This is a genomic window from Ancylobacter terrae (assembly GCF_045108345.1).
In the GTDB taxonomy this organism is placed as follows: Bacteria; Pseudomonadota; Alphaproteobacteria; order Rhizobiales; family Xanthobacteraceae; genus Ancylobacter.
In genome coordinates this window covers 258,720-283,775 of sequence record NZ_JBJGXH010000003.1, presented here as the reverse complement: position 1 = coordinate 283,775, position 25,056 = coordinate 258,720, and the positions used below count along the sequence as shown (strand labels likewise).

At 68.5% G+C, this 25,056-nt stretch carries 23 protein-coding genes; 16 read left to right on the top strand and 7 right to left on the bottom strand.

Annotation, left to right across the window (positions count from 1 at the left end; translation table 11 throughout):
- Positions 1-67: 67 nt before the first annotated feature.
- From ACEUEL_RS17860 to ACEUEL_RS17830, 7 genes are read left to right on the top strand one after another with little or no spacing between them, the layout of a single operon-like run.
- Positions 68-1,018, top strand: a complete 951-nt coding sequence (locus ACEUEL_RS17860; protein WP_405708072.1) for an AAA family ATPase — start codon at positions 68-70, stop codon at positions 1,016-1,018.
- Positions 1,012-1,851 (top strand): DUF58 domain-containing protein, encoded by an 840-nt coding sequence (locus tag ACEUEL_RS17855; protein ID WP_405708069.1) that lies wholly within the window; start codon positions 1,012-1,014, stop codon positions 1,849-1,851. Before ACEUEL_RS17860 ends, ACEUEL_RS17855 begins: the two co-directional genes overlap by 7 nt.
- Positions 1,838-2,185: a hypothetical protein gene (locus tag ACEUEL_RS17850; protein WP_405708067.1), complete on the top strand. Its 348-nt coding sequence runs from the start codon at positions 1,838-1,840 to the stop codon at positions 2,183-2,185. The genes ACEUEL_RS17855 and ACEUEL_RS17850 overlap by 14 nt, the downstream gene beginning before the upstream one ends.
- The gene (locus ACEUEL_RS17845) at positions 2,182-3,129 is read left to right on the top strand and encodes a VWA domain-containing protein (protein ID WP_405708064.1); all 948 of its coding nucleotides are present in this window, start codon (positions 2,182-2,184) and stop codon (positions 3,127-3,129) included. The genes ACEUEL_RS17850 and ACEUEL_RS17845 overlap by 4 nt, the downstream gene beginning before the upstream one ends.
- Positions 3,126-4,013, top strand: a complete 888-nt coding sequence (locus tag ACEUEL_RS17840; RefSeq protein ID WP_405708061.1) for a VWA domain-containing protein — start codon at positions 3,126-3,128, stop codon at positions 4,011-4,013. Before ACEUEL_RS17845 ends, ACEUEL_RS17840 begins: the two co-directional genes overlap by 4 nt.
- Positions 4,010-4,627 carry a hypothetical protein gene (locus ACEUEL_RS17835; RefSeq protein ID WP_405708058.1) on the top strand — a complete coding sequence of 206 codons (618 nt, stop codon included), beginning with the start codon at positions 4,010-4,012 and terminating at the stop codon, positions 4,625-4,627. The genes ACEUEL_RS17840 and ACEUEL_RS17835 overlap by 4 nt, the downstream gene beginning before the upstream one ends.
- Entirely contained in the window at positions 4,621-5,823 is a 1,203-nt protein-coding gene (locus ACEUEL_RS17830; RefSeq protein WP_405708055.1) for a hypothetical protein, read from the top strand. Before ACEUEL_RS17835 ends, ACEUEL_RS17830 begins: the two co-directional genes overlap by 7 nt.
- Positions 5,824-6,081: 258 nt before the next feature.
- Here the strand turns inward: ACEUEL_RS17830 and ACEUEL_RS17825 are convergent, their stop codons facing one another.
- The 6 genes from ACEUEL_RS17825 to ACEUEL_RS17800 form a co-directional block, all read right to left on the bottom strand.
- The gene (locus ACEUEL_RS17825) at positions 6,082-6,990 is read right to left on the bottom strand and encodes a LysR family transcriptional regulator (RefSeq protein WP_405708053.1); all 909 of its coding nucleotides are present in this window, start codon (positions 6,988-6,990) and stop codon (positions 6,082-6,084) included.
- A 493-nt stretch (positions 6,991-7,483) separates the two neighbouring features.
- Entirely contained in the window at positions 7,484-8,224 is a 741-nt protein-coding gene (locus ACEUEL_RS17820; protein ID WP_405708050.1) for a hypothetical protein, read from the bottom strand.
- Positions 8,225-8,380: 156 nt separating this feature from the next.
- Positions 8,381-9,439, bottom strand: a complete 1,059-nt coding sequence (locus ACEUEL_RS17815; protein ID WP_405708448.1) for a linear amide C-N hydrolase — start codon at positions 9,437-9,439, stop codon at positions 8,381-8,383.
- Positions 9,440-9,719: 280 nt separating this feature from the next.
- Positions 9,720-10,670 (bottom strand): transporter YfdV, encoded by a 951-nt coding sequence (gene yfdV, locus ACEUEL_RS17810; protein WP_405708048.1) that lies wholly within the window; start codon positions 10,668-10,670, stop codon positions 9,720-9,722.
- 210 nt (positions 10,671-10,880) lie between these two features.
- Positions 10,881-12,014, bottom strand: a complete 1,134-nt coding sequence (locus tag ACEUEL_RS17805) for a cupin domain-containing protein (RefSeq protein ID WP_405708045.1) — start codon at positions 12,012-12,014, stop codon at positions 10,881-10,883.
- A 283-nt stretch (positions 12,015-12,297) separates the two neighbouring features.
- On the bottom strand, positions 12,298-13,416 hold the full coding sequence (locus tag ACEUEL_RS17800) for a helix-turn-helix transcriptional regulator (protein WP_405708043.1): 1,119 nt from the start codon (positions 13,414-13,416) through the stop codon (positions 12,298-12,300).
- Between the two features lie 412 nt (positions 13,417-13,828).
- On the opposite strand from ACEUEL_RS17800, the gene ACEUEL_RS17795 reads away from it, so the two are divergent.
- The 9 genes from ACEUEL_RS17795 to ACEUEL_RS17755 all read left to right on the top strand — a co-directional run bounded on the left by ACEUEL_RS17795 (position 13,829) and on the right by ACEUEL_RS17755 (position 23,493).
- Complete coding sequence (locus ACEUEL_RS17795; protein WP_405708040.1) at positions 13,829-15,277, top strand: aldehyde dehydrogenase family protein; 1,449 nt, start codon at positions 13,829-13,831, stop codon at positions 15,275-15,277.
- A 59-nt stretch (positions 15,278-15,336) separates the two neighbouring features.
- The gene (locus tag ACEUEL_RS17790; RefSeq protein ID WP_405708037.1) at positions 15,337-16,341 is read left to right on the top strand and encodes a TRAP transporter substrate-binding protein; all 1,005 of its coding nucleotides are present in this window, start codon (positions 15,337-15,339) and stop codon (positions 16,339-16,341) included.
- 5 nt (positions 16,342-16,346) lie between these two features.
- Positions 16,347-16,931 carry a TRAP transporter small permease gene (locus tag ACEUEL_RS17785; protein WP_405708034.1) on the top strand — a complete coding sequence of 195 codons (585 nt, stop codon included), beginning with the start codon at positions 16,347-16,349 and terminating at the stop codon, positions 16,929-16,931.
- Complete coding sequence (locus tag ACEUEL_RS17780) at positions 16,922-18,205, top strand: TRAP transporter large permease (protein WP_405708031.1); 1,284 nt, start codon at positions 16,922-16,924, stop codon at positions 18,203-18,205. Before ACEUEL_RS17785 ends, ACEUEL_RS17780 begins: the two co-directional genes overlap by 10 nt.
- Before the next feature lie 10 nt (positions 18,206-18,215).
- Positions 18,216-19,352, top strand: coding sequence for a zinc-binding dehydrogenase (locus ACEUEL_RS17775; RefSeq protein WP_405708028.1), 1,137 nt, complete (start codon positions 18,216-18,218; stop codon positions 19,350-19,352).
- An 11-nt stretch (positions 19,353-19,363) separates the two neighbouring features.
- Positions 19,364-20,563 (top strand): CaiB/BaiF CoA transferase family protein, encoded by a 1,200-nt coding sequence (locus ACEUEL_RS17770; RefSeq protein WP_405708025.1) that lies wholly within the window; start codon positions 19,364-19,366, stop codon positions 20,561-20,563.
- Positions 20,563-21,453, top strand: a complete 891-nt coding sequence (locus ACEUEL_RS17765) for an HpcH/HpaI aldolase/citrate lyase family protein (protein ID WP_405708022.1) — start codon at positions 20,563-20,565, stop codon at positions 21,451-21,453. Before ACEUEL_RS17770 ends, ACEUEL_RS17765 begins: the two co-directional genes overlap by 1 nt.
- Positions 21,454-21,483: 30 nt before the next feature.
- Entirely contained in the window at positions 21,484-22,443 is a 960-nt protein-coding gene (locus tag ACEUEL_RS17760; RefSeq protein WP_405708019.1) for a LysR family transcriptional regulator, read from the top strand.
- Between the two features lie 84 nt (positions 22,444-22,527).
- Entirely contained in the window at positions 22,528-23,493 is a 966-nt protein-coding gene (locus tag ACEUEL_RS17755) for a D-2-hydroxyacid dehydrogenase (RefSeq protein ID WP_405708016.1), read from the top strand.
- Between the two features lie 588 nt (positions 23,494-24,081).
- On the opposite strand, the gene ACEUEL_RS17750 is transcribed toward ACEUEL_RS17755, so the two are convergent.
- Positions 24,082-24,984: a LysR substrate-binding domain-containing protein gene (locus ACEUEL_RS17750; protein ID WP_405708013.1), complete on the bottom strand. Its 903-nt coding sequence runs from the start codon at positions 24,982-24,984 to the stop codon at positions 24,082-24,084.
- Positions 24,985-25,056 lie beyond the last annotated feature (72 nt).

Sequence of the window (25,056 nt, the reverse complement as noted above, 5' to 3'; positions counted from 1 at the left end):
AAGCCGTCTCTGGCGGCCATTGCCGGCCGCGCCCACTCTCGCCGCGCTCGAATCCGGGAGGGGCGGCGTGAACGACATGAGCCATCCGATCGCGCAGCTCGGCACCGCGGTGGCGGCCGGGCTGATCGGCCACGAGGACCTCGTCGAGCGGCTGCTGATCGCGCTGCTGGCCGGCGGCCACGTGCTGATCGAGGGCCCGCCGGGCATCGCCAAGACCCGCGCGGTCAAGCGGCTCGCGGCGCACCTGCCCGGCAGCCATGCGCGGATCCAGTGCACGCCGGACCTGCTGCCCTCCGACCTCACCGGGACGCAGGTGTTCCGCCCCGAGAGCGGCGGCTTCGATTTCGTGCCCGGCCCGCTGTTCCACGCGCTGGTGCTGGTGGACGAGATCAACCGCGCCCCGCCCAAGGTGCAGTCGGCCCTGCTCGAGGCCATGGCCGAGGGGCAGGTGACCAGTGCGGGTGTCAGCCGGCCGCTGCCCGATCCCTTCATGGTGGTGGCGACGCAGAACCCGATCGAGCACGAGGGCACCTTCCCGCTGCCCGAGGCGCAGATGGATCGCTTCCTGCTCCATCTTTCGCTGACCCTGCCGGGCGCGGAGCAGGAGCGCGCCATCCTCGACCTCGTCGCCGCCGAGCGCATGGCGGCGCCCGACATCCTCGCCCGCCCGCTGCCGGCCGACGCGCTGGCGCTGGCGAAGGCCGAGGTGGCGCGGGTCCACCTCGCGCCGGCGCTGAAGGACTTCATCGTCCGCCTGGTCATGGCCTCCCGGCCGGGCGGCGCGGTGGCGGCCTGGGTGGAGCATCCCGTCTCGCCGCGCGGCACGCTGGCGTTGGCGGTCGCGGCGCAGGCTCGGGCGTGGCTGCGGGCGCGCGACTATGTGCTGCCGGAGGACGTGATCGCCCTCGCGCCCGATGCGCTGGCCCATCGCCTCGTGCCGAACTGGACGGCGATCGGCGAGGGCCGCAGCGGGCGCAGCCTCGTCGCCGACATCCTGCGCCTGGTCGAGCCATGGTGAGCGCCGCGCTCGACGCGCCGGGCATCCGGCTCGGCGTTAGTGAATTGCTGGCGCTGCGCGAGGGCCTGCCGCGGCTCGGCCGGGCGCGGCCCGCCACGCGCCGGCCCGGCGCCGTGCCGGCGCGACCGCCGGGTGCGGGGATGGACCTGCGCGAAATCCGCGCCTTCGCCGAGGGCGACGACGCGCGCCGCATCGACCCGGCCGCCACCGCCCGCACCGGCGCCCCGCACATCCGCCTGTTCCACGAGGATCGCGACGACACGCTGCTGCTGCTCGCCGATTTCCGCCCGGCCATGCTGTGGGGAACGGGCGCGGCGCTGCGCTCGGTCCGCGCCGCGCGGCTGCTCGCGCACCGGGGCTGGGAGGCGAGCGCGCGCGGCGCCTCGGTGGCGGCGATCAGTGTCGGCGCCGGGGGCGTGGCGAGCGTGCCGCCGGGCGGCGGGGCGGCGCAGATGGTCCGCATCAGCCACATGCTCGCCGACGGCCACGACCGGGCGCTCGCCGCCGGTGGCGAAGCCCCCTCGCTGGTCGAGGCGCTGATCCGCGCGCAGCGTCTCGCCCCGCCGGGCGGCGCCGTCGTGATCGCCACCGGGCCGGAGGGCCTTGCCGGGGAGGACGAGCCGGCGCTGGCCCGGCTGGCGCGCCGGCGCCGGCTGACGGTGCTGCTGCCGCTCGATCCGGTCGAGACCGCGCCACCCGCCGCGCCGCTGCCGGTCCGCGACGGCGCGCGCGCCCGCCTCGCGCGGCTGCGCCCGTTCGATCGGGCGGCGCTGGCGCAGCGGCTGCGGGCGATGAACGTGGCTCTCGAGGTGGTCGCCGATGACGCCGGCTGAGCTCGTCGCCGCCCTGCCGGAGGGGCGCCTGCCGCCGGCGCTGATGCAGGTGGACGCCGCCGACCTGCTGCTGCTGTTCGGCGTCGGCTTCGTGCTGGCGGCGCTGCTCGCGTGGCTGGCGATCCCGTTCCTCGCGCGCCGGCCGTCGCGGCGGGCGCTCATCCGCGCCACGCGCGATCTGCCGCCGCAGGAGCGGGCGCTGGCGATCGGCCGGCTGCTGGGGCATCTGCCGCCGGAGCTTCGGGCCATGGCCTATGGCGGTACCGCGCCGCTGCCGCCGGAGGCGATCGAGCGGATCGCGCTGAAGGCGGGACGGCGGAGGGCGCGCCGGTGACCGCGGGCCTCGCCTTTCCTCTCGCGCTGCTGCTGCTCCCGCTGCCGCTGCTGATCCGCCGCCTGCGCGCGGGGCGGGCGGCGGTGACGGGCGCGCTGCGCGTGGGGCCGGGCGCCTTCGCCGCGGCGGTCCCGGCCGGCGGCGGCGGCGACTGCGCCGGCATGGTGCTGCTTTCCGCCGCCTGGATCGCGCTGGTGGTGGCGCTCGCCGGGCCGCAGGTGGCGGCGACGCGCGATCTCGTCACCGCCTCGGGGCGCGAGATCCTGCTGGCGCTCGACCTTTCCGGCAGCATGCTGAAGGAGGATTTCGTCCTCGACGGCCGGCCGCTCTCCCGGCTCGACGCGGTCAAGCGCGTCGCCGCCGGTTTCGTCGCGGCGCGGCGGGGCGACCGGATCGGCCTGGTGATCTTCGGTGACCGCGCCTATGTCGCCCAGCCCCCGACCTTCGACGTCGCCGCGGTGGCCCGCGCCATCGACATCGCGCAGGTCGGCATATCCGGCCGGTCCACCGCCATTGCCGACGGGCTCGGGCTGGCGACGCGGCGGCTGGCGGGCAGCGACGCCACCAGCAAGGTCGTCGTCCTGCTGTCGGACGGCGTCGATACATCCGGCAAGGTGCAGGCGACGGACGTGGCGCGGCTCGCCGCCGGCCATGGCGTGCGGATCCACACCATCGCGCTCGGCCCGGACGACCGCGCCGACCAGCCGGACGCGAACGACGCCGTCGACGCCGCCACGCTGCGCGAGATCGCCGAACTCGGCGGGGGCACCAGCTTCCGCGTCCGCACCATGGACGACCTCGAGGCGATGGCCGCGAGCCTCGACCGGCTGGAGCCGAACCCGATGCGGCGCCCGCCGCTGCGCTACTGGCGCTCGTTGTGGATGTGGCCCGGCGGCGCCGCGCTGGCGCTGGTGCTGCTGGTCGCGGCGTGGAGGGGGCGATGAGCGCGCTCGTGCTGCTGCGCCCGTGGTGGCTCGCCGCCCTGCCGCTGCTGCTGGCGCTCGCTCTATGGCAGTGGCGGCGCGGTGCCGCCGCCGGCGGCTGGGCGCGGGTGATGCCCCCGGCCATGGTCGCGGCGATGCGGGCGCTCGGCCATCTCGATGCCGGCGTCCCGCGGCGCGGCCTCGCGGCGCTGGCGGCGGCGCTGTGCCTCGTCCTCGGCCTCGCCGGGCCGGCGGTGCCGCGCGCGGATGCGCCCCTGCTCGCGGGCAGCGGCGCGATCCTGATCGCCATCGACATGTCGCCCTCGGTGGCCGAGGGGCCGGCGCTGGCCGATGCGCAGGCCGCCGCGGCGAGCCTCATCGCTGCCGTCGCGGGGCGGCCGGTCGGCCTGCTGCTCTATGCCGGCGAAGCCTACGAGGTCGCCGCGCCCACCGCCGACCCGGCGACGCTGGAGAGCCAGATCGCCGTGCTCGCCCGCGACACCATGCCGGGTAATGGTGGCAGCCGGCCGGCCGGCGCGCTGGCGCTGGCGCGGCAGATGCTGAGCGGCGGCGGCGAGGCCGACCTCGTGCTGATTTCCGACGGCGGCGGCTTCGACGATGCCGCGCGGGCCGAGGCCGGGCGGCTGGCCGGCGATGGCATCGACCTGTCCGTCCTGACGCTGGCGGGGGCTGCCGGCGGCATCGCCGATGCCGCCGCGATGGCCGATGTCGCGCGCATTGCCGCTCCCGCCCGCGCGCCCGGCCCGGTGCTGCGGCAACTGGCGCGGCGCGGCGGGCTCGATCGCGATCCGGCACTGGCAGCGTTGGCGTTCCTCGATCTCGGCCCCGTTATCGCCGCGCTGGCCGGCATCCCGCTGCTCGGGATGTTCAGGAGGCGCGCGTGAACCGCCCGGCGCTCATCGCCGCCGCCGGCCTCGCCTGCATCCTGCTCGCAGGGCCTGCGGCGTGGGGGCGCCTGGCGCTGCGGACTGGCGCACCCGGCCTCGCCGCCCGGCTGCTGGCGGATCCTGCCGCGCGTGGCCTCGCGCTTTACCGGGCCGGGGACGCCGCGGCGGCCGACGCCGCCTTCGCGCAGGCCGGGCGCAGCCAGACCTTCAACCGCGCGCTGACGCTGGCCGCGACCGGGCGCTATGCCCTCTCGGTCGCCTATGCCGACGCCGTGCTGTTCGCCAGCCCCTCCGACGCCGAGGCGCGCCGGGTGCGCGATCTGGTGGCGGCCATGATCCCGCCGACGCTTGGGGAATCAAGCGTGCCGGGGCGGCTGCCCGGCGCCGGCGGTCTCGGCCCGGCACCGCCGGCGGGCACCCCGCCACTGGCCGGCACGCCCGATCCCGCCTGGAAGAAGCCGATCGAGGTGCGCGGCCTCGCCGCCTCGGAGGCCTGGCTCGCCACGCTGGCCGATGACCCCGGCGAATTCCTGCGCCTGCGCCTCGCGCGCGAACATGAGCGGCGCGCTGGCCTCGGCCTGCTGCGGCCGGAGGAGGGCGAGCGATGGTGAGATGGGTCGCCCCGTTCCTGCTCGCCCTGCTGTTGTCTGCCCTGTTCGTGCCCGCCTTCGCCACCGGGGGGCGCGCCGACAGCCTGCGCCTGCTGCTGCCGCCGGACGCGAACCCCGTCGCCGGCGAGATGATCCCGGTAACGCTGCGCGGCGAATACACCAGCCGTATCGCGCTGGAGACGCTCATCTTTCCCGGCTCCGACGCCTATGACTGGATGCAGCTCGCGCGCGACCAGTGGCGGGACGAGGAGATCGGCGGGCGCACCGTGCGGGTGTTCGAGCGGCGGCTCGCCCTGTTCCCCCGCCAGGCCGGGGCGTTGACCCTCGGCCCGGTCACGCATCGTCTCACCGTGGTCGACGCGGCGGGCCTGCGCGCGCCGCTCGACGTGACGGCGCCGCCGGTCACGCTCGCCGCTGCGCCCTATCCCGGCGAGGGCGCGCCGCTCGCCGCCCGCCGCCTCGCCGTCGAGGACCGGCTGTCGGCCGAGCCGGGCGCGCTGCGCGATGGCGCGACGCTCACCCGCCGCGTCACCCTCACGGCGGAGGGGGTGCTGCCGCACATGCTGCCGCCGCGCCCGGCGATGCGCGAGCCCTGGCTCATCAGCTTCGCCGCCCCGGAACGGCGCGAGATGCGCCCCACCCCGGCCGGGCCGGTCACCACGGTGACCTGGGAGTGGCACCTGCGCCCGAAGACCGGCGAGCCGGGCGTGCTGCCGCCCGTCGCCATTCCCTGGTTCGACACTGCGTCGCGCCGGATGCGTACTGCCGAAATCCCCGCCATCCCCTTCGGCTATGCCAGCTTCCGCGACAATCGCAGCGGTGCCGCGCGGCTTCCGGCGGCGCAGGCATGGACGGGGCTGTTGGCGCTGGCGGCGGGCGTGCTCGCAGGGCTCGGCCTCGCCATCGCCGGGCTGGCACCGCGCCGCCGACGCGACCTCCTGCGGGCCTTGCAGCGGCTCTCGCCGCTCGACCCGACCCGCCGCCGGCTGGTCCGGCTCGCCCGGAGCGGCGATCCGCTCGCGCTCCGCCGCGCGGGCGAGGCCTATCTCGCCCGCCGGCGCTCGCTGGGGCTGCCGGTGAGCGGACATGAAACCGATGATCTCGACGCTTTCCTGTACGGACCGGCCGCCGGATCGGCAACGTTCGACCGGAAGGCGGCCGTCAAGGCCATTCTGCGTCACCGATCTTGCCCCTGAAGGATCTGGCGGCGGTGTCTCCGCATGGCGTTCGGCCCGCTCCTGCGGGCACGGATGGATGCTCCGGCGCCGCCTCGTCGAGACGCCGCGGCGCCATCGCTGCCGACAGGGCACGGTCGTCGCTCCGTAAAGCCGCTCCAGAACCGAAAACAGCGTTCGCGACACGATCATGTCGCCGAGAGCCTTGCGGATCGACCCGACCGGCGGCATCAGGATCGACGATACTCGTCCGAGCGCACCCATGGTCCCCGCGGGATATCAGCTCGCGTCGTCGCCCGGCGGCCTCGCATCGCTGATCAGCCAGGTTCGAAAAGCCTGCAGGGGCGGATAGTCCTCGCGGGCTGTCGGCCAGACCAGCCAGTAGGCCCCGGTTCCTTCCACCGAAGGTCGCAGCAGGGCGACCAGCCGTCCTTCCGCGAGTTCCGGCTCGACCAGATAGTCAGGCAGCAGGGCCACCCCCAGCCCGGCTATCGCCGACTGCATCATGGGCGCGAACTGGTCGAACAGCATGCCGCCGCCGTGCGGCGGGTTGCCTCCCTGCGCCTCGAACCAGATACGCCAGGCATTCGGCCGGGTTTCGAGTTGGAGCAGCGGCAGGCCGGCCATGTCCGCCACCCCGTGGACGGGATGGCGCGCGAGCAGGGCTGGCGCGACGCAGGCCGTCAGATGTTCGTCGAACAGCTTGATATGTCCGGCATCCCGCCAGTCGTCGACGCCGAAATGGATGGCGGCATCGAACCCTTCGGCAGCAAAATTGAACCGCTTGAGCCGGGTGGCGAGATTGATGGTGACGCCGGGATGCAGCAGCGCGAAGCGACCGAGCCGGGGAGCGAGCCAGCGCGTGCCGAACGCCGGAAGGATGGCGAGCGACAGGGCGCCCCCGCCGGGATTGGCGACGAACTCCATGTTGGCGCGCTGAACGAGATCCAGAGCGCGCGAGATGTCCCGGCCATATATCCGCGCCGCCTGGGTGGGCACGAGCCGCTTGCGGTGGCGATCGAACAACGGTCGGCCCAGCTGCTGCTCCAGATTCTGCACAAGGCGGCTGACCGCTCCCTGCGACAGATCGAGATCCCGGGCGGCGGCGGCCGTCGAGCCCGTACGCAGGACAGCCTCGAAGGCCGCGAGCAGGCTGATCGAGGGAAGAAAGCGGCGGGAGCGGGTCATGTTCGATGCATAAAGGTAATATTCGTGTTCATGGATTTCCTTGATTTCCAGGAAAATCATGTCATTTGGGCATGTATTACGGCGGATGTCATGTGCCGTTCAAGGCAGGCGCCTCATCCGGCGCCAAACCGACGTCCGCACCGGCAGATGCGGCCAGATCCGCGACACCCGGCCTGGTCGCTTCGGCTCGACGATCGGGGCGCGTGGATGTGCCGACGATCGGCGAGCAAAGGAAAGCGACTGGCTTCGGTCGCGCCGCAGCAACAGTGGCGAGCACACGGGACAAACTGCCGGCACCGCTGACCATGGCGGGCCTCGATAACGTCCGCTTTCAGCGAAGGATCGTGTCCAAGAGACCCGAACCGGGGATCGGCTTATCGGCATCCGATCTCGGTCAGCACGGTTCGCCGGCAAGACGTGTCCTGGGACAAGGTCATAGGCGAATGGGCACCAGCCGCTGCCCGGGGTCGGCTACAGAACCGCCCATCGTCCCTCAGAAACGCCAGGCCGCAGCGAGTGTCGGCCCATGCATGGTCGTGTTGTAGCGGAAAGACCCGGTACTGGACGTCGGGCTTGCATAATCCTCGTAGAGGTAGCGATAGCCGAGCGAGGTCGAGAAGCTCTCGGTCCACTTGTAGCCCATGCCCAGATAACCCGTGCTCGACAGCGTCGAGCCCACACCGAAGCCGCCTATGTCGGCGATGGCGGTAACGACCCATTTCTCGTTCATATTCCACTGGGCGAACAAGCCAATGGTGGGATCGATCCACCATTTCCGCTGGCTGCCGACGACAGATGGCAGGGATCCGTAGGAGTCGAAATCGACCGAGCCCTTCAAGCTCATGTAGCGAAGGCCCGCGGTCACCGCGATGTCCAGATCGGGCTCCCCGCTCGGCAGCATGTAGCCGACCGCGCCGGTTGCGATGGTCTGCGTGACACCGGCCTTGAGATAGCCGCCGCCATAGGCGTCGATGGTCCAGTCGTGCGAGAGCTCGGCGTAGACGAGATCGGCGATCAGCAGCCACGTGCCATTGTTGGCGAAGAAGGAGCCCATGACGGCACCATCCGGATCCTCCAGCACATCGGAGAACGGCACGTCGACGGAGGTCGTCGGCAGAGTGAACAGGCCCACATCGCCCTTCAGCGAGGTAGCCCACACATAGAACGACAACTGGTAGCGCCAGTCCGAGCCGGAGGCCTGAGCATCCGCAGAGGCGACCGGCGGCGTCGACATATCGGCAGCGTCGGCGGTGGCCGACACGAGGCTGGCGACGGCTATCAGAGAGGGAACGGCAGCCTTGCGCATGAACGCCCGGCAACGCGGAACAGGCGAATGGTTCTGCATCATTTCCCTACGGGACGGAAAAGGAGGTCGTCACTTTGAAGTGGCCTACTTCACATTGACCGACATGAACGTGAAAGGTTCCGCCTGCACGAAATCCTTCGCCACGTTGCCCGAGTATATGTTGCCGCCGGCGACGGTCAGTTTCTTTACCGGCGTTCCTGCCGAGAAGTCGAGATCGGCAAGGGGCACCCAGAACGTGTTGGGGCTGGTGGCGCTGTCGAAGAAATACACTCTGTTCTTCTGGTCCGCGACCGTCCGCCAGATCGTCGAGGCGATGTTCGGGGCGCCGGGCGTGGTGATGCCGAGCGGCACCGAAACCGAGCGCATGACGCTGAGGACGCTCGCGGCAGCCTGGTTCTGATAGCTGTGGTTCGGCACGGCCTTGATGTAGCCGGGGGCGATGCCGGTCGGGATCGCCCCGATGAGGAACGAAGCCCGGGCGAAGCGGTCTGCCGCGCGGTTCGTGCCGGGCAGGAAGGTCAGGCCGCCGATCTCCTGCCAATAGGCGTTCAGGGCGAGTTGCTGGTCGTAGCTCGGCGAATTGGTGAGGATTCGATACTGCTTGCCGTGATGGATGACGAGCTTGCCGCCGATATATTCGAAGATCGCGGAATCGCCGCTGGCGTCGGAGATGGCGAGGTGGAGTTGCGCCGTCTTGCCGTTGGGAAGCTGGTCCGTGACGACGCGGAACGGCTCCTTTTCGAGCACCGCGACCGCTTCGGCGACGCTGGCGAAATTGTCGAGCACATACTGCGCCCACAGCGCCATCGACAAGGCGGGCTTGCCTTCGGTCGTGCCGTAGTCCGACTCGGCGAGGAAGAGGAGATTCGCGACCAGCCCCTTCTCGTTCATGCCGTCGGCCGAACCGAGTTCGTAGCCGGACGCGACGACGCTGCCGTATTTCGAGGTCCATTTTGGCGTGTTCGCGCCGGCAGCGCCGTCCCGCGCGATCCCCCGCGGAAACGCCCAGAGGTTGGTATGCATGTCTTCCGCCCAGTCCATGGACCGGCCGGTTATGACGGTGTCGTCGGTCCCGATATAGACGGCACGGGTGCAGGCGGAGGCCGGCGAGAGGCTGATCGCTGAAAGGGCAACCACGGACATGATCGTCGCGAGCGAAACACGAAGACGGTTCACGGCGTTCTCCAAAGCCTGGACGAGGGTCGGCGCCTGAACCGTTGTGGAGCGCGGCACAGGCGAAACGGATGGCGCAGACAACATTGCCCCAGCGTCATCGCCCCAGCGTATATCGATGGGAAAGTCGACGTCGAGCGCACCGCCTTCCCAGGTCGGGTATCGCCTGGCCTGGTTCGGAGGCGACCCCTGCCTTCCTCACCCTGATTCCCCGGGGCTCAATCGGTTAGACGCGAAGGCGACGTGTCGCCTACTCGCTGATAACCTTGGCGAGGTAGACCCAAGTCGGCGCGGCGACGATGAAGCCGAGCACGCTCAGCGCCAGCGAGGACGTGCCTGTGCGGGTGTAGACCTGGAAACGGCTGGAGATGATGATTCCCGAAAAGGCAGGCGGAAGAGCGACGCTGAGCACCAGCATCTGGAGGATCTGCGAGTCGAGGCCGCCAATCCAGCCGGCGAGCAGGAACACACCCGGCATCAGGACAAGTTTGAAGAAGGTATTATAGGTAACTTCCCAGTCCAGCTCGATCGCATAGGCCGCCAGCGTCAGGCCGGCCGCGAAGACCGCGACGCTCGAATTCGCCTTGGCCAGAAGGTCGAAGGTCGGATCGACCTCCTCAGGCACCTTGATGCCGACCAGTACCAGCGCAACGGCGAGGACGGGTACCCAGACCACGGGCTCCTTCATGGCCGACACCAAAGCGTTGCTCTTGGCGCCATCCGCGGCCTTGTCGCCCCCACCGCCGGCGTGCAGCAGATAAAGGCCGATGGGAATGGTGACCGCGTTCACCACGATGGCGACGATCGCGATTACCAGGCCGGTTTCGACACCGGTCCCGTATAGCGGGTCGAGCACGGCGTAGCCGAGAAAGCCGATGGTGGGAGAGCCGGCGATCAGCGCACAAACCGCTCCCTCCGGCTTGGTGCGCTTGAAGAACCATTGAATGGTGAAATAGGAGAGCATGAACAGCGCCACCAGTCCGACGAAGGAGATGACGCTGAGCGTGGCATTCTCAACCAGCATCGCCCGGTCGGCGCGCACGATCGAGACGAACAGGGCGGCGGGCAGAGCGAAATCCAGCACCAGCTTGTTGAGGATGCGCGCCTGATCCGGCTCGAACCCGTGTCGCTTGCCGGCGGCGTAGCCCAAAGCCATCACGGCAATGATGGGTATGAGATCCGACACCAGCATCTTCGACATGAATTCTTCCATGGTCTCCCCCCTGCAGGACGTCGCGCTCGCCCGTGATGAAATAGTCGAAGCAAAATGTTGCGTGTGCGACGTAACGTCGGCGCACGATCGAGTCGTTCGTATCGAGGTAACGAGCGCACGCTGTCGTCCCGGTTACGGCATGACAGCGTGCACGTGTCGCGGAGCCCGAAAGCCAGGCGTCACCTTACGGCGCCGGCCTCACCCCTTGACGATCGTCTGGTAACCCTTGCGGAACGACGACATCAGCGGGTCACCGACGTCGAGGTGACCCTTCACCAGGGCGGGCGGGGTCAGCGCCAGCCAGTTGTTCAGGGAGACGTCCCGGTAAACGCCGGTGTGGAACACGTTCAGCACGCGGACCGGCTCGTCGCCGACGTTCTCGATGTAATGGGCGAGCGTCTTCGGCACATAGCCGACATCGCCGGCGACGTAGTCGAAGGTACGGGCATTGTCGACCGCGTCGAACACCGTCATGCGCGCCTTGCCGCTGATGTAGTACTGGATCTCGTCGGCATCCGGATGCCAGTGGATCTCGCGCATGCCGCCCGGATCGAGATCGATGAACAGCGCGGCGAGACTGGTGACCTCGAAATTCTTGCTGTCCACAACCGTGGTGGCGCCGCCGGGGAACTTGTTCGGGGTCAGTTCCGAAGCGCGAAACACATATTTGTCGGTGAAGTTCACCGCACCGAGCTCCGCGCGCACCTGAGCGATCGGGGCGGGGACGGGCTGGCGGAAAATGTACTTCTCATGCGGGGGGATGCCATCGAATGCGCTCACCGGCACGCCGAAATTCTTCGCCAGCACCTCGCGCGGCATGTGGGCGAACAGCTCGGTGACCAGCAGAGTCTGGTTCTCCGAGAAGTTGCCGTCGTTGAAGACGAGCACGAACTCGGTGCCTTCCTCGAGACCCTGAATGGCGTGCGGGAAGCCGGCGGGAGCGAACCAGAGGTCGCCGGGCCCGAGATCCTCGACGAGCGTCTGCCGCTGGTCGTCGATCAGGTAGAAGCGCACGCGGCCCTGGAGCACATAGGCCCATTCCGCTTCCTTGTGCCAGTGCATCTCGCGGACCACCCCCGCGGGCAGGCGCATGTCGACGATCGCGAGTTCCTGGAGCGAGCCCATCTCGCGCCGGGTGACCTCGCGCGCCCAGCCGCCATCCTCCAGCCGGTTGTGCGCCATGGCGAAGGGGAATTTCAGGTTGGGGATACCGCCATGATCGGTCGACGGCGGGAGCAGGATGTCGGGGTTCTGCGCCTCGATCGCGGGATTGCGCGGGCCGACAATATCGGCGCCCCGCGTGCCGCGGATCGGCTGTGTAAGTTCGCTCATCGATAGCTCCTCGTGACCGGATGGTTGGCGGCCGGCCCGGATGCCGTGGGCTCTCGGCCGCAGGGAGGTCGCACCAGAGGAGGTAAAATCGCAGCAGGTGCGAAAGCGGATCAATATCCCAAACAGAATACGCCGGGCATACCGAGTTCTCGCCGAGTATGATCGCCCAAGGCGTTATCGGGGCCGGACGGGGGCACTGGACTTCGTTACTTCTGTCGATAGCGTTAACGCGACGGGGGCAGTATCCGGAGCCACGGTCGGCTGGGTTCAGCAGGCGTGAAGGTCACGTCTGCCGGTCGCGCCCTGCGATCACCTCGATCCGGGAGAGCTGCAGGACCAGCTCCGCCTGTCGGTTGACGCTCAGCTTCTGGAAGACCTTCTGGAGGACGACCCTCGCGGTCCCCTCTGTGATGCGGAGCTTTTCGGCGGCTTCCCGGATGCCCGTGCCGCCACCGACGAGGCTTGCCAGCCGAGCCTCGCTCAGACTCAATCCAAAGACATTGCGGATGACAGCCGGATCGATGAATCCGGCTTTCTCCAGCGGCAGAACCAGCAGCAGATCCGTAGCGCTTTCCGTAAAACCGATCCGGTCCTGAGCTTCTCTGGCGATGGGAATCGACCATATCACGAGGCGGTGCCCGTCACGACTTTTGACGATCTGTGGGGACGGATGCTTTTCATCGGAACGACTTGCCGTCGAGCCGGACGTCAGCATGTGGCGCCGGGCGGCACTCCAGCTGTGTCGATCCAGTTGCGCGAATATGCTGTCGAAGTGCTGGCGCCCGTACCGGTTCGCGAGCACCGCCCGGCCGTCCGCATCGACCGCGAATATGCCGATATCCAGTGCATCCCACGCGCTCAGAAGCGTCGCTTCGTGCGACTGAAGATTGCTCAATCGCAGCGAGATCCGTAAAGCCTGCTCGACATGGCGACTGAACGCGCCGAGTAATTCCATCTGCCGGGAGTCGAGGAACGGACCCTTGTGCTTATCGCGATGGATGGCGAGCAGCACCGGTATGTCGAAATCGGGCATGATGGATGCGATCATGCACCAACCCAGCCCGGTCTTGGGAATATACTGGGCGTAGATCGGGTGAGTTTCAATCTCTGCGGGAGTCGCGACCATCTGATCGTTGAAGACATCCACGCCGCTGGCCAGCAGCATCGGCGCTCTGTGGGCGCGGATATCGTGCCGCCACCACTCCTCGTCAAAATATACCTTTGAAATGTGCTCGACGCCGGGAGAGTGGATGATGTCGACCGGCGCATCCCGGCTGACGAACATGATAAGTGCGCAGTCCGATTCGAAAAAGGCGGCCACCCGCAGCAGCGCCTCCGGCCATTTTTCCGGAACCAGGGCGGCCTCGTAAATCGAATGCAAAGCGTTGCTGAAATTCTTCATCACCGCTTCCCCTGCTGTCGCAACGATATAGTCCGGTCGAAATGCATGGTTTTTTGATTGAAAATCGATCTTGTTCGCACGCTCTACCGTGTGCTGTCTGAAACACTTTCATTTACCGCCCTAACATGCGTGACGTTGCTCCGGGTAGCCAGACCAGCTTGACGTTGGCGGGACCCTTGTGAACCCGCCGCGATAGGGGCGGCCGGCTGGCCATCTCCGGGGGATAACCGGGTCGCTGCCGGCTGCTTGCCGGTACTCCAGCGGAGGCTCCAGGGCTTTCACCCACAGCTTGTCCGGCCCTCCCTCGCACACATCATTCGGAAAATCCGAACGCTACTTATGATTTTTCGACATTGTCGAAGGCCGACCTGCCGTAGGAGCATCCGCGCAAACGCAAAAAGGAGTGCGGAGGATGCCGATGGGGCGCGACGAGATTTTCATTGATGGCCGCTGGGTGCGGCCAGTCTCCGGCGCCACGCTCGACGTGGTGAACCCGAGCACCGGCAAGGTCATCGGCCGCATCGCCCGCGGTGGCAAGGCCGACATCGACCAGGCCGTGACCGCGGCCCGCAACGCGTTCGAAGGCACGTGGGGCTCCATGGCGGCGCTGGAGCGCGGCCGGCTCCTCAGCCGGCTCGGCCTGCTCATTCTCGACCGGCTCGAGGAGCTCGCGGAGATCGAGGCGGCCGACACCGGCAAGCCGATGAAGCTCGCGCGCAACGACATCCGCGTCACCGCCCGCTACTTCGAATATTACGGCGGCGCCGCCGACAAGATTCACGGCGACACCATCCCGTTCCTGTCGGGTTATCAGGTCATCGTGCTCCGCGAGCCGCGCGGCGTCACCGGCCACATCATCCCGTGGAACTACCCGGCCTCCATGTTCGGCCGCACGCTCGGTGCCTCGCTGGCGGCCGGCAATGCCGCTATCCTCAAGCCCGCCGAGGAAGCCTCGCTCTCCTGCCTTCGCTTCACCGAACTCGCCGAGGAGATCGGCTTTCCCGCCGGCGTCATCAACGTGGTCACCGGCCTGGGCGAGGAGGCGGGCGCCGCCCTGTCGAGCCATGCCGGCATCGACTTCCTCTCCTTCACCGGCTCGCCCGAGGTGGGCACGCTGGTGCAGACCGCCGCCGCGAAGAACCACGTGCCCTGCGTCCTCGAACTCGGCGGCAAGTCGCCGCAGATCGTGTTTGCCGATGCCGACCAGGACAAGGCGTGCGAGGTGATCGTCGGCGCGATCGTGCAGAATGCCGGGCAGACCTGCTCGGCCGGCTCGCGCGTCCTCATCGAGCGCTCGATCTATGAGCCATTCATGCGCAAGCTCGCCGACCGCATGGGCTCGATGAAGGTCGGATATCCCGAGCAGGATCTCGACAGCGGGCCGGTTATCAACGCCGTGCAGCGCGATCGGGTGATGAGCTTCCTGGAGCGCGCGGCGCGCGACAAGGTCGAGGTGGTCGCGCAGGGCAAGATCCATCCCGATGCCAGCAAGGCCGGCTATTTCGTGCCGCCCACGCTGTTCGGCCTCGTGCCGCGCGAGCATGAACTGGCACGCGAGGAGGTCTTCGGCCCCGTGCTCGCGGCCCTGCCGTTCGACGACGAGGACGACGTGCTCCGCCTCGCCAACGGCACCGATTACGGCCTCATCGCCGGCGTGTGGACGCGTGACGGGGGCCGCCAGATGCGCATGGCCAAGGGCATCCGCGCCGGCCAGATCTACATCAACGGCTATGGCGCGGGCGGCGGCATCGAACTGCCGTTCGGCGGCTTCCGCAAGAGCGGCCACGGCCGCGAGAAAGGCTTCGAGGCCCTGAAGGAATACACCGTCGCCAAGACGGTGGTGATCGACCACAACAAGTGAAAAATCGACTGTCGTCTTCAGAAGAACAGAACGAAGACGACAGTTTCTGGGAGGAAATCATGAGGAAATTTCTTATCGCCGCTCTCGCGGCCGCCTCGCTTGTTGCCATCGCCCAGCCGGCGGCGGCGCAGAAGGCGCGCCTCGGCCATGTGTTCGCGCAGGGCAATGCCGCCGACGAGGCCAGTCAGATCTTCGCCAGGCTCGTGAAGGAGCGCAGCAATGGCGAGATCGACATCACGGTGTTTCCCAACAGCCAGATCGGCGGCGACGAGGCGCTGGGCCGCGACCTCAGCCGCGGCGCGGTCGAGTTCGCCTTCCTGAACGTCGGTTCGCTGACCGGGCTCGATCCGCTGCTCGACATCCACTACCTGCCCTACATCGCCACCAACAACCAGGAAGTCGACAAGATCTTCTATAACCCGGACGGGATTCTCCAGCGCACGCTCGGCGAGACCCTGGCCAAGCACAACATGGTGGCGCTCGCCTATTTCGAGCTCGACTTCCGCGCCGTCACCAACTCCAAGCATCCCGTGACCAATGCCCAGGACCTGAAGGACCTCAAGGTCCGCGTGCCGGGCTCGGCCTCCATCCGCAGCTTCTTCGAGGCCGCTGGCTCGCAGGCGGTGACGATGCCGATGCCGAACCTGTTCGTCGCCCTGCAGCAGGGAACGGTGGACGGCCAGGACAATGGCGCCAGCATCACCTACAATTCGCGGCTGTTCGAAGCGCAGAAGTACATGACGCTGACGAACCACGTCTATGCGATGGGCGCGATCACCGTCAGCAAGCGCTTCTGGGACCGGCTGACCGAGGACCAGCGCAAGCTCGTCAAGCAGGCCGCCGAGGAAGCCGCGAGCCAGGGCATCGCCCTCAACCGCGCCGCCAACGCCGCCTTCCTCGACAAGATCAAGGCCGGCGGCGTGCAGGTGCTCGTCCCCTCGCCCGAGGCGATGGCCGAGTTCGCGCGCATCGGCCAGATCGGCTGGCAGAAGCTCGAGTCGGTCTATGGCGCGGATCGCATCGCCGCGCTCAAGAAGGAAATCGCCGCGGCCCGGGGCGAGTAACAGTCATGGCCTATGACGAGACCTCGTCAATGACCGGCCACGACCCGGAGGCCGGTCCGGCGGCATCTCGAAGCACCAGTCCCCTGCTCGGCGCGCTCATGCGCGTCGAGCTCGTCCTGGGGCGGATGGAGAATGCGGTGGTCATCACGGCGATGGTGGTCGCCATCGTGGCAGTGGCGATGTCCGTCGCCATCCGGTTCTTCAACCTGCCGATCCCCGACACCGGCGAGTGGGCGATGGTTGCGATGTCGCCGCTCACCTTCATCGGCGGAGCGCTGTGCAGCCATCTGCATCGGCACCTGACGGCGGACATCGTCGAGATGCTCCCGCCCGGCCGGCTGCGCCGTTCCCTCGACGTGGTGGCGGCCGTGCTTTGCCTCGTCTTCGGCCTGTTCTTCATCGCGCTGGCCTGGGATCTGTTCGACTACGCCCGCCTCTCGGGCGAGCGTCTGATCGATCTCGGCACGCCCGTCGCGGTTCCTGCCGGCTTCGTGCTGGCCGGCGCGGCGCTGATGACCTTCCACTCGGCGCTCGACATCTGGCGCGCTTTGGAAGGCCGCGACCCTGGAGGGTACAATCCATGGCGTTGACCTTCGGCCTGATGGCCGTCTTCCTGATCCTCGGCGCGCCGCTCGCCGTCACCTTCGGCCTGGTCATCTTCCTGCAGATGGATGCCTTCGGGCTCTCCATCGCCGGGCTGAGCAACATCCCCTACGAGGAGATTTCGAGCTACCCGCTCGTGGCCATCCCGCTGTTCATGCTGACCGGCGAACTGATGAACCGCAGCGGCATGGCCGCCGAGCTGATCGCGCTGGCCGAGATGATGCTGCGCCGCGTCCGGGCGGCCTTCGGCTACATCACCGTCGCCGCGTCGGCGATGATGGGGGCGATCACCGGCTCCTCGGTCGCCACGGTGGCGGCGATCGGCGGCATCGTCAGCCCCGCCATGGCCAAGCGTGGCTATCCCAAGGGCTACATCGCCTCGCTCACCTCGTCGGCCGGCCTGCTCGGCGTGCTGGTGCCGCCCTCGATCCCGCTCATCCTCTACGGAGCCACGGTCGGCGTCTCGATCTCGCAGCTGTTCCTCGCCACGCTGGTTCCGGCGGCGCTGATGGCGATCCTGTTCCTCATCGTGCACAACGCGCTCTCGCGTCGCCTGCTGACGAACGGTGTCGAAGCGCAGCTGGAAGGCAGCGACCTGCCCGCCGCGGACAAGCCGAGGCGCCTCGTGCTGCTGGATGCGTCGTCGGCCCTGCTGCTCCCGGTCGTCATTCTCGGCGGCATCTACGGGGGCATCATGACCCCGACCGAAGCGGCGGCGATTGGCTGCCTCTATGCGGTCGGCGTCTCGCTGCTGCGGCGTCTGCTGACGGCGAAGGACTTCACCCGGGCCTTCCGTTCGGCGGCGATCACCGGCTCGGGCATTCTCATCGTCATCGCCATGACCGGCGTGTTCAACCGCGCCATGGTGCTGAACCAGGTCCCGCAGGACATCGCGCTCTGGGTCGCGACCTATATCGAGAGCCCGGTCGCCTTCCTGCTGATGGTCAACATCGTGCTGCTGCTGGTCGGCACCTTCATGGAGACCAACGCCTCCATCCTGCTGATGGGGCCGCTGCTGGCGCCGGCGGCGGAACGCTTCGGCATCGATCCCGTGCATTTCGGCATCATCACCGCGACCAATCTGGAGATCGGCCTGCTGACGCCGCCCATGGCCGCCAATCTCTATGTCGCGGCGCGGGCCGCCAATGCCCGGCTCGCCGACATGCTCCCCTACCTCGGCTGGTTCTTCGGCGCGGCGCTGGTCGGTCAGGCGATCATCACCTTCGTGCCGTTCGTGACCCTCTGGTTCCGCTATCTCTGAAAGACGTGTGATGTCCATGCTTGTGAAGGGCGAAACAATCAGCCTTCCCGAATTCTCCCGTGCCGCGGTGGTCCGCCGCTTCGGCGAGCCGGTGAAGATCGAATGCGTGCCGGTGCCGCCGGCCCCGGAACCGGGGGCGCTCATCGTGCGGACCACGGCCTGCTCGATCTGTGGCACCGACGTGCATCTCTCGCGCGGCAACCTCTCGCTGAATGTCGACCTGCCCGTCATCCTCGGCCATGAGATGGTCGGCCGGGTGGTCGCCATCGGCGCGGGAGCCGAGCGCGATAGCGTCGGTCAGACGCTCGCCATCGGCGACCGCATCCTGTGGACGCACACCGCCTGCGGCCACTGCTTCTACTGCACCATCGCCCGCCAGCCGACGCTGTGCGAGAACCGCCGCGCCTACATGTACGAGAACATCGAGAAGCCGCCCTACCTTCTCGGCGGCTTCTCGGAATATGGCTACGTGCTGCCGGAATCGGGCCGTGTCCGCGTGCCGGACAATCTCGACGACGGCGTCGCCAGCCTGTGCAGCTGCGCCTTCCGCTCGGTGATGAACGCCTTCGAGAATCTCGGCGGCATCGAGCCTTCCGAGCATGTCGCCATTCAGGGCGCCGGGCCGCTCGGCGTGCTGGCGGCGGCGGTCGCCCGGGTCAACGGCGCGCGCACCGTCAGCGTCATCGGCGCGCCGGACGCCCGCCTCGCCCTCGCCCGCGACTTCGGCGCGACGCACACCTTCACCATCGAAGGCACCACCCATGAGGAGCGCGTCGCGGCGCTGCGCGACATCACCGACGGGCGCGGACCCGACATCGTGATGGAGTTCACCGGCCACCCCAACGCCTTCGGCGAAGGGCTCGACATGGTGCGCAAGGGCGGGCGCTACCTCACGGTGGGCCAGCTCGGCAGCGGCACCACCACCTTCAGCCCGTCGACCATCGTGAAGAAGAACATCCGCGTCATCGGCTCCTTCTCCGGCGACGTGAAGTCCTACTGGAAAGCGCTGCAATTCGCCTCCGCCCATATCGACCATATCCCGTTCGGCAAGATGATCACCGGCCGCTACAGCCTCGACGACGTCAACACGGCGCTCGAACGCATGCATGCGCTGCAGGAGATCAAGCCGCTCATCGTGATGGAGTGAGGAGGCCGGCCATGCCACAGAGCATTGCGTTCACACCGGACCGGCGCGGCCCGCTCGACGGCGTGCGCATCGTCGACATGTCGCGCCTCGTCGCCGGCAACATGACGACGCATGTGCTCGCCGACTATGGCGCCGACGTCATCAAGATCGAGCGCCCCGGCAAGGGCGACGACCTCAGGAACTGGCGCGTCGAGGGCGTCGAGGTGTTCTGGAAGGTCTATTCCCGCAACAAGCGCAGCGTCGCCCTCGACATTCACCACCCCGACGACCGCGAGATGCTGCTGCGCCTCATCGATACGGCGCAGGTGCTGGTCGAGAATTTCGTGCCCGGCACGCTGGAGCGCTGGGGACTGGGGCCGGATGAACTGCTGGCGCGCAATCCCCGCCTCGTCCTCCTGCGTGTGTCCGGTTGGGGACAGAGCGGCCCGTGGCGCCTGCGGCCGGGTTTCGGGACCCTGGTGGAGGCGATGTCGGGCTGGGCGTTCATGAACGGCCACCCCGACAAGCCGCCCACCCTGCCGCCCCTCGCCATGGCCGACATGGTGGCCGGGCTGTACGGCGCGACCGCCATTCTCGCCGCGCTGCGCACGGTCGAGCAGGGCGGAGGCCCCGGCCAGGTGCTGGACCTCTCGCTGTTCGAGCCCATCCATTCGCTGATCGGAGCCGAGGCGGCGCAGATCCGCCTCACCGGCGCCCCGACGCCGCGGGCCGGCAACCAGTCCTCCCACACCGCGCCACGCAACGTGTATGCCTGCGCGGACGGCGCCTATGTGGCCCTGTCGGGGTCGATGCAGTCCATGGCCGAGCGCATCTTCGAGACCATCGGCCGCGCCGAGCTGAAGAGCGATCCGCGCTTCGTCGACAACGCCGCACGCGTCGCCCATCGCGACGAGCTCGACGCGATCATCGGGGCCTTCATCGCCACCCGCGACCAGGCCGAAAACCTCGCCCTGTTCGACGCCGCCGGGGTGACTGTCGGCCCCGTCTGCTCGGTGGCCGACCTGCTGGACCACCCCTTCGTGGAGGGCCGCGAGGCGATCGTCGAGCTGCCCGATCGCGATCTCGGCTCGGTGCCGATGCACAACATCATCCCGCGTTTTTCCGCGACGCCCGCCCCCTTCCGCCGCCCCGCGCCCGAGGTCGGCGAGCACACGGAAGAGCTCCGACACGAGCTCGGCATGACGCGCAAACAGCCCGCAGAGGTTTCCTGATGACCAGATCCGCCTCGGCATGGCGCTCCATGCTGTTCGTCCCCGTCCTCAATGAGCGCTTCCTGGCCCGGGCCGCCGAGCGCGATGCGGACTGCATCCAGCTCGACCTCGAGGACGCGATCCCGCCGGGCCAGAAGGCGGAGGCACGCCGCGCCGTGGCGGTGGCCGCCGAACGCCTCGCCGTGCAGGGCGTCGACGTGGTGGTGCGGATCAACCGGCCGTGGCGGCAGGCCATGGCCGACATCGAGGCCTCGATCTGCCCGCATGTGTGCTGCCTCACCCTGCCGAAGGTGCCCGACGCCTCGCATGTGCGCGCGATCGCCGAGATCATCGACGAACTGGAGCGCGAGCGGGGCATGACGCCGGGCCACACCCGGCTGGTGGTGATGATCGAGACCGCCGAAGGCCTGCTCAACATGCCGACTATCGCCGCGGCCCATCCGCGCGTCACCGGGATGATCGTCGGCGCCGAGGATCTGGCCGTCTCGCTCGGCGCCTCGCCCACCTATGACACGCTCTACATCCACAACGCGCAGGCGGTGGTCGCCGCGCGCAATGCCGGCATCCAGCCCATCGGCTTCGTCGGTACCGTCGCCGACTATGCCGACGAGGCGAAGTTCCGCCGCACCATCCAGCAGGCGCGGGAAATGGGCTTCACCGGCGGCTTCTGCATCCACCCCAGCCAGGTTCCCATCCTCAACGAGGTGTTCGCGCCCTCGCAGGGCGAGATGGAATGGGCGCAGGGTGCGCTCGACGTGTTCGAGCGGGCGCTGGCGGAGGGGCGGGGCGCTGTCACCTTCCGCGGCGCGATGGTGGATCTGCCGGTGGCCGATCGCGCCCGCGCCATCCTTGCCCGCGCCGCCGGCCTGGCCGATATGAGGGCGCAATGAGCGCGCGGCGCTTCACGGGCCTGGGGCGACATGGACCTTCGTGATCTGCGTGCCTTCGTGGCGATCGCCGAAACCGGATCGCTCGCCGCCGCCGCGAAGGTGCTGCACAGCAGCCCGCCCTCGCTGAGCGCGCGGCTGAAGGATCTCGAGGACGAACTGGGCACCGCGCTGTTCGAGCGCTGGGCGCGTGGGCTGCTGCTCACCGAGCAGGGCCGCGAGCTTCTCTCGCATGCCTATGCCATCCTCAAGCAGGTCGAGGACGCGAAGGCGAGCCTGCTCAGCCGCGAAAGGCCGCCCGTCGGCACGGTGCGCTTCGGCGTGCCGGGCTCGCTGGTCGGGTTGCTGACGGGGCAGCTCGTCGAGACCTGTCTCGCCCGCTTCCCGCAAGTTCGCCTGCGGGTGGTCGAGAGCATGTCCGGCTACATTGCCAGCTGGCTGCGCGAGGGCACGCTCGACGCGGCGGTGGTGTTCGGCGGCGGGGCCGCCACCGACCGCAGCGCCTCGCTGCGACCCATCGCCGAGGAGGAGCTCTATATCGCGACCTATGACCGGGCCGTGGTCGCGCCGTTTCTCAACGAGCGGGACGAGATCCGCATGCGCGACGTCCAGCATCTGCGGCTGGTGATGCCGGGTCCCGAGCACGGGCTGCGCGTGCTGGTGGAAGCGACGGCGCGGCGCCACGCGATCCCGCTCAACATCGCGATGGAGATCGACGCCTCGCCGCAGATCTTCGAATTGGTCCGCCGCGGCCATGGCGTGACGATCTGCTCGCACGCCGCGCGCCATCCCGGCTCGATCTCGAGCCTGGCCGGCCAGAGCCCGATCCATACGTTCCGCATCGTCGATCCGGGCTTCCGCCGCACCGTCTATCTGGCGATGCCGCTGAACCGGCCCTCCTCGCGCGCGACCATCGCGGTCGCCGAGGTGGCGGTGGAAACCCTGCTCTCGCTGGCCGCCACCGACGAGTGGAAAGCCAGGCGCCTGCGATAGCCGAGGCTTTGGCGCCGGCAAACGCATCCATCCCGTCCGCCCCCGCCGGATGTGTCCCTTCAAGCGATAACCGGAGATCGACCGATGACGGCTGAGCCGCTGCGCGTGGTGTTTCTCGACCGCGCCACCTTTCCGAACGACCTGTCCCTGCCGTCCTTCGCCTTTCCCAGCGAGGTGGTCCTGCATCAGGCGACCGCGCCCGAGGATGTCGGCGAACGCATCGCGCGGGCCGACATCGTCATCACCAACAAGGTGCCCGTCACCGCCGCCGCGCTGGCCGATGCGCGCCAGCTGCGGTTCATCGCCGTCGCCGCGACCGGCTATGACGTCATCGACCGCGAGGCATGTCGGGCGCGGGGCATTGCCGTGTCCAATGTCCGCAACTACGCGGTGAATACGGTTCCCGAGCACACATTCGCGCTCATCCTCGCCCTGCGTCGCAGCCTGCTGAGCTATCGCGACTCGGTGGCGGACGGCGCCTGGCAGCGCTCCGGGCAATTCTGCTATTTCGATTACCCGATCCGCGGTCTGGCGGGCGCAACCATCGGCATCATCGGCGACGGCGCGCTCGGGCGCGCGGTGGCCGACATCGCCCGGGCCTTCGGCATGCGGCCGCTGTTCTCCGCCTTCAAGGGGCGCACCGACATGGGGGCGCTCTACACCCCGTTCACGGAGATGCTCAACGTCAGCGACATCATCACGCTGCACGCACCCCTGACGGCCGAGACCCGCCACATGATCGCCGACGCGGAATTCGCGCTCATGGAGCGTCGGCCGCTGCTCATCAACACCGCCCGCGGCGGGTTGGTGGACGAAGCCGCGCTCGGGCGCGCTCTGGCCAGCGGGCAGATCGCGGGCGCCGGCTTCGACGTCGCCACCGTCGAGCCACCGGAGCCCGATCACCCGCTGATGAAACTGGTGGGCCACCCCAATTTCATCCTGACGCCGCACGTGGCCTGGGCGAGCCGCGAGGGCATTCAGGCCCTGCTCGACCAGATGGTCGAGAACATCAATCTCTTCGTCGCCGGCCGCCCGCGCCATCTCGTCTAGGACGTGGCGGGTATCGAGGCATCGCAAAACTGTAAGTCGAGCTCCGGAAATGGCGGCAGTGACAAGTTGAAACCGAAGGCGTCCGCTTCGTGCGGAACATTTCGATCTGTCCCGTGGCATGGGTGCGCAGCCTCCGCCCCCGGGCGGCGCAACTGACGGCACGTCGAGACGTGTCGACCGGCGAATCTGCACTGGGCGCAGGTTCGCGAATCCCTACATAGGGACGTTCGGATTATCGGAACGAAGGCAGGCCTGCTCCGAACGTTGGCGGCCTAGGTGTGCCCAGAGGTGGGCTGAACTGGCGGTTGAGAGAGTCGTGTGCGAACCCGTCTCACCGTTATTCCCTGCTTCGCAGGGAATTTGCAGCGAATAAGGCCTCTTTCTAGGTCGCTTTGCGAGTTTAGCATCGAGAATCGCAAGAGCATTCCGTCTCACGAAAGGTGGCGAGCAGGGAATATCCACCGCGTGCGGCGCTGGAGGATGACGGCCTGCTCGTCAGCGGCATTCTCCCTGTCGGGGACGGTCGGCCCGAAGGTCCGGACGGGGAGGGGGGCGAGGACATCTGAGCGCCGCCGCCCGGTTCCCGCCTCAGAGCTCGGCGCTGCCGGGCAGCTTCTCCGCGAGCGCATCGATGGCGAGGCGGACGCGCAACGGCAGATAGGGGGATTGCGGCCACAGCGCATGCGTCTTGAAGACGAGGCGCGGCAAATCGGCGAGCAAGGGCACCAGCGCGCCGGTGCGCACCCGGTCGCGGATCAGCCAGCAGGGCAGCCAGGCGAGGCCATGGCCCGCCTCGGCCGCATCCGCGATGGTTTCGAGATCGTCGAAGCGCAGCCGGCCCGGCGGCATAGCCTCGACCATGCCGCCGGGAAGCGGAAACGCCCAGCCCTTCGCGTGCCCGGCCCGGCCATAGTGAATGGCCTGGTGGGCGGCGAGATCCGCCAGGTTTTCCGGGCGCCCGTGCTGCTCGAGATAAGACGGGGCGGCACACACGCTCATCCGTTGCAGCCCGACCACCCGGGTCATCAGCCCGGTGCCATTGCCGATTTCGCCATTGCGGATGGCGAGGTCGAAACCGTCTTCCACCAGATCGACCAGGCGATCGTTGAACGATATTTCGAGCTCCAGCGCCGGATGGCGTCGTGTGAGCTGCGCCAGCACCGGTGCGACGCAGCGCCGCCCGAACAGGACCGGGGCGGAAACCCGCAGCCGTCCCGCCACCTCGCGGCGCCCCGAATCGAGCGCCGCCGCTCCCGCCCTCAGTTCGTCGAGCGCCCGCACGCAGCGCTCGTAATAGAGCTGTCCGTCCTCGGTGAGCGCCTGGCTGCGCGTGGTGCGGTGAAAAAGGCGCACGCCGAGCCGGGTCTCGATCCGCGCCACGGTCTTGGCGACCGCCGAGCGGGTGAGATGAAGCCTCGTGGCGGCGGCCGCGAAACTGCCGTCTTCAACCGCCGCCACGAACACGTCGATTCCGTGCAGGACGTCGCTCATTGTGTCCTCATGATCGCCAATCAGGAGATTTTATATCTCCACTGACGCCGATGCATCAACGATAAGGTTTCG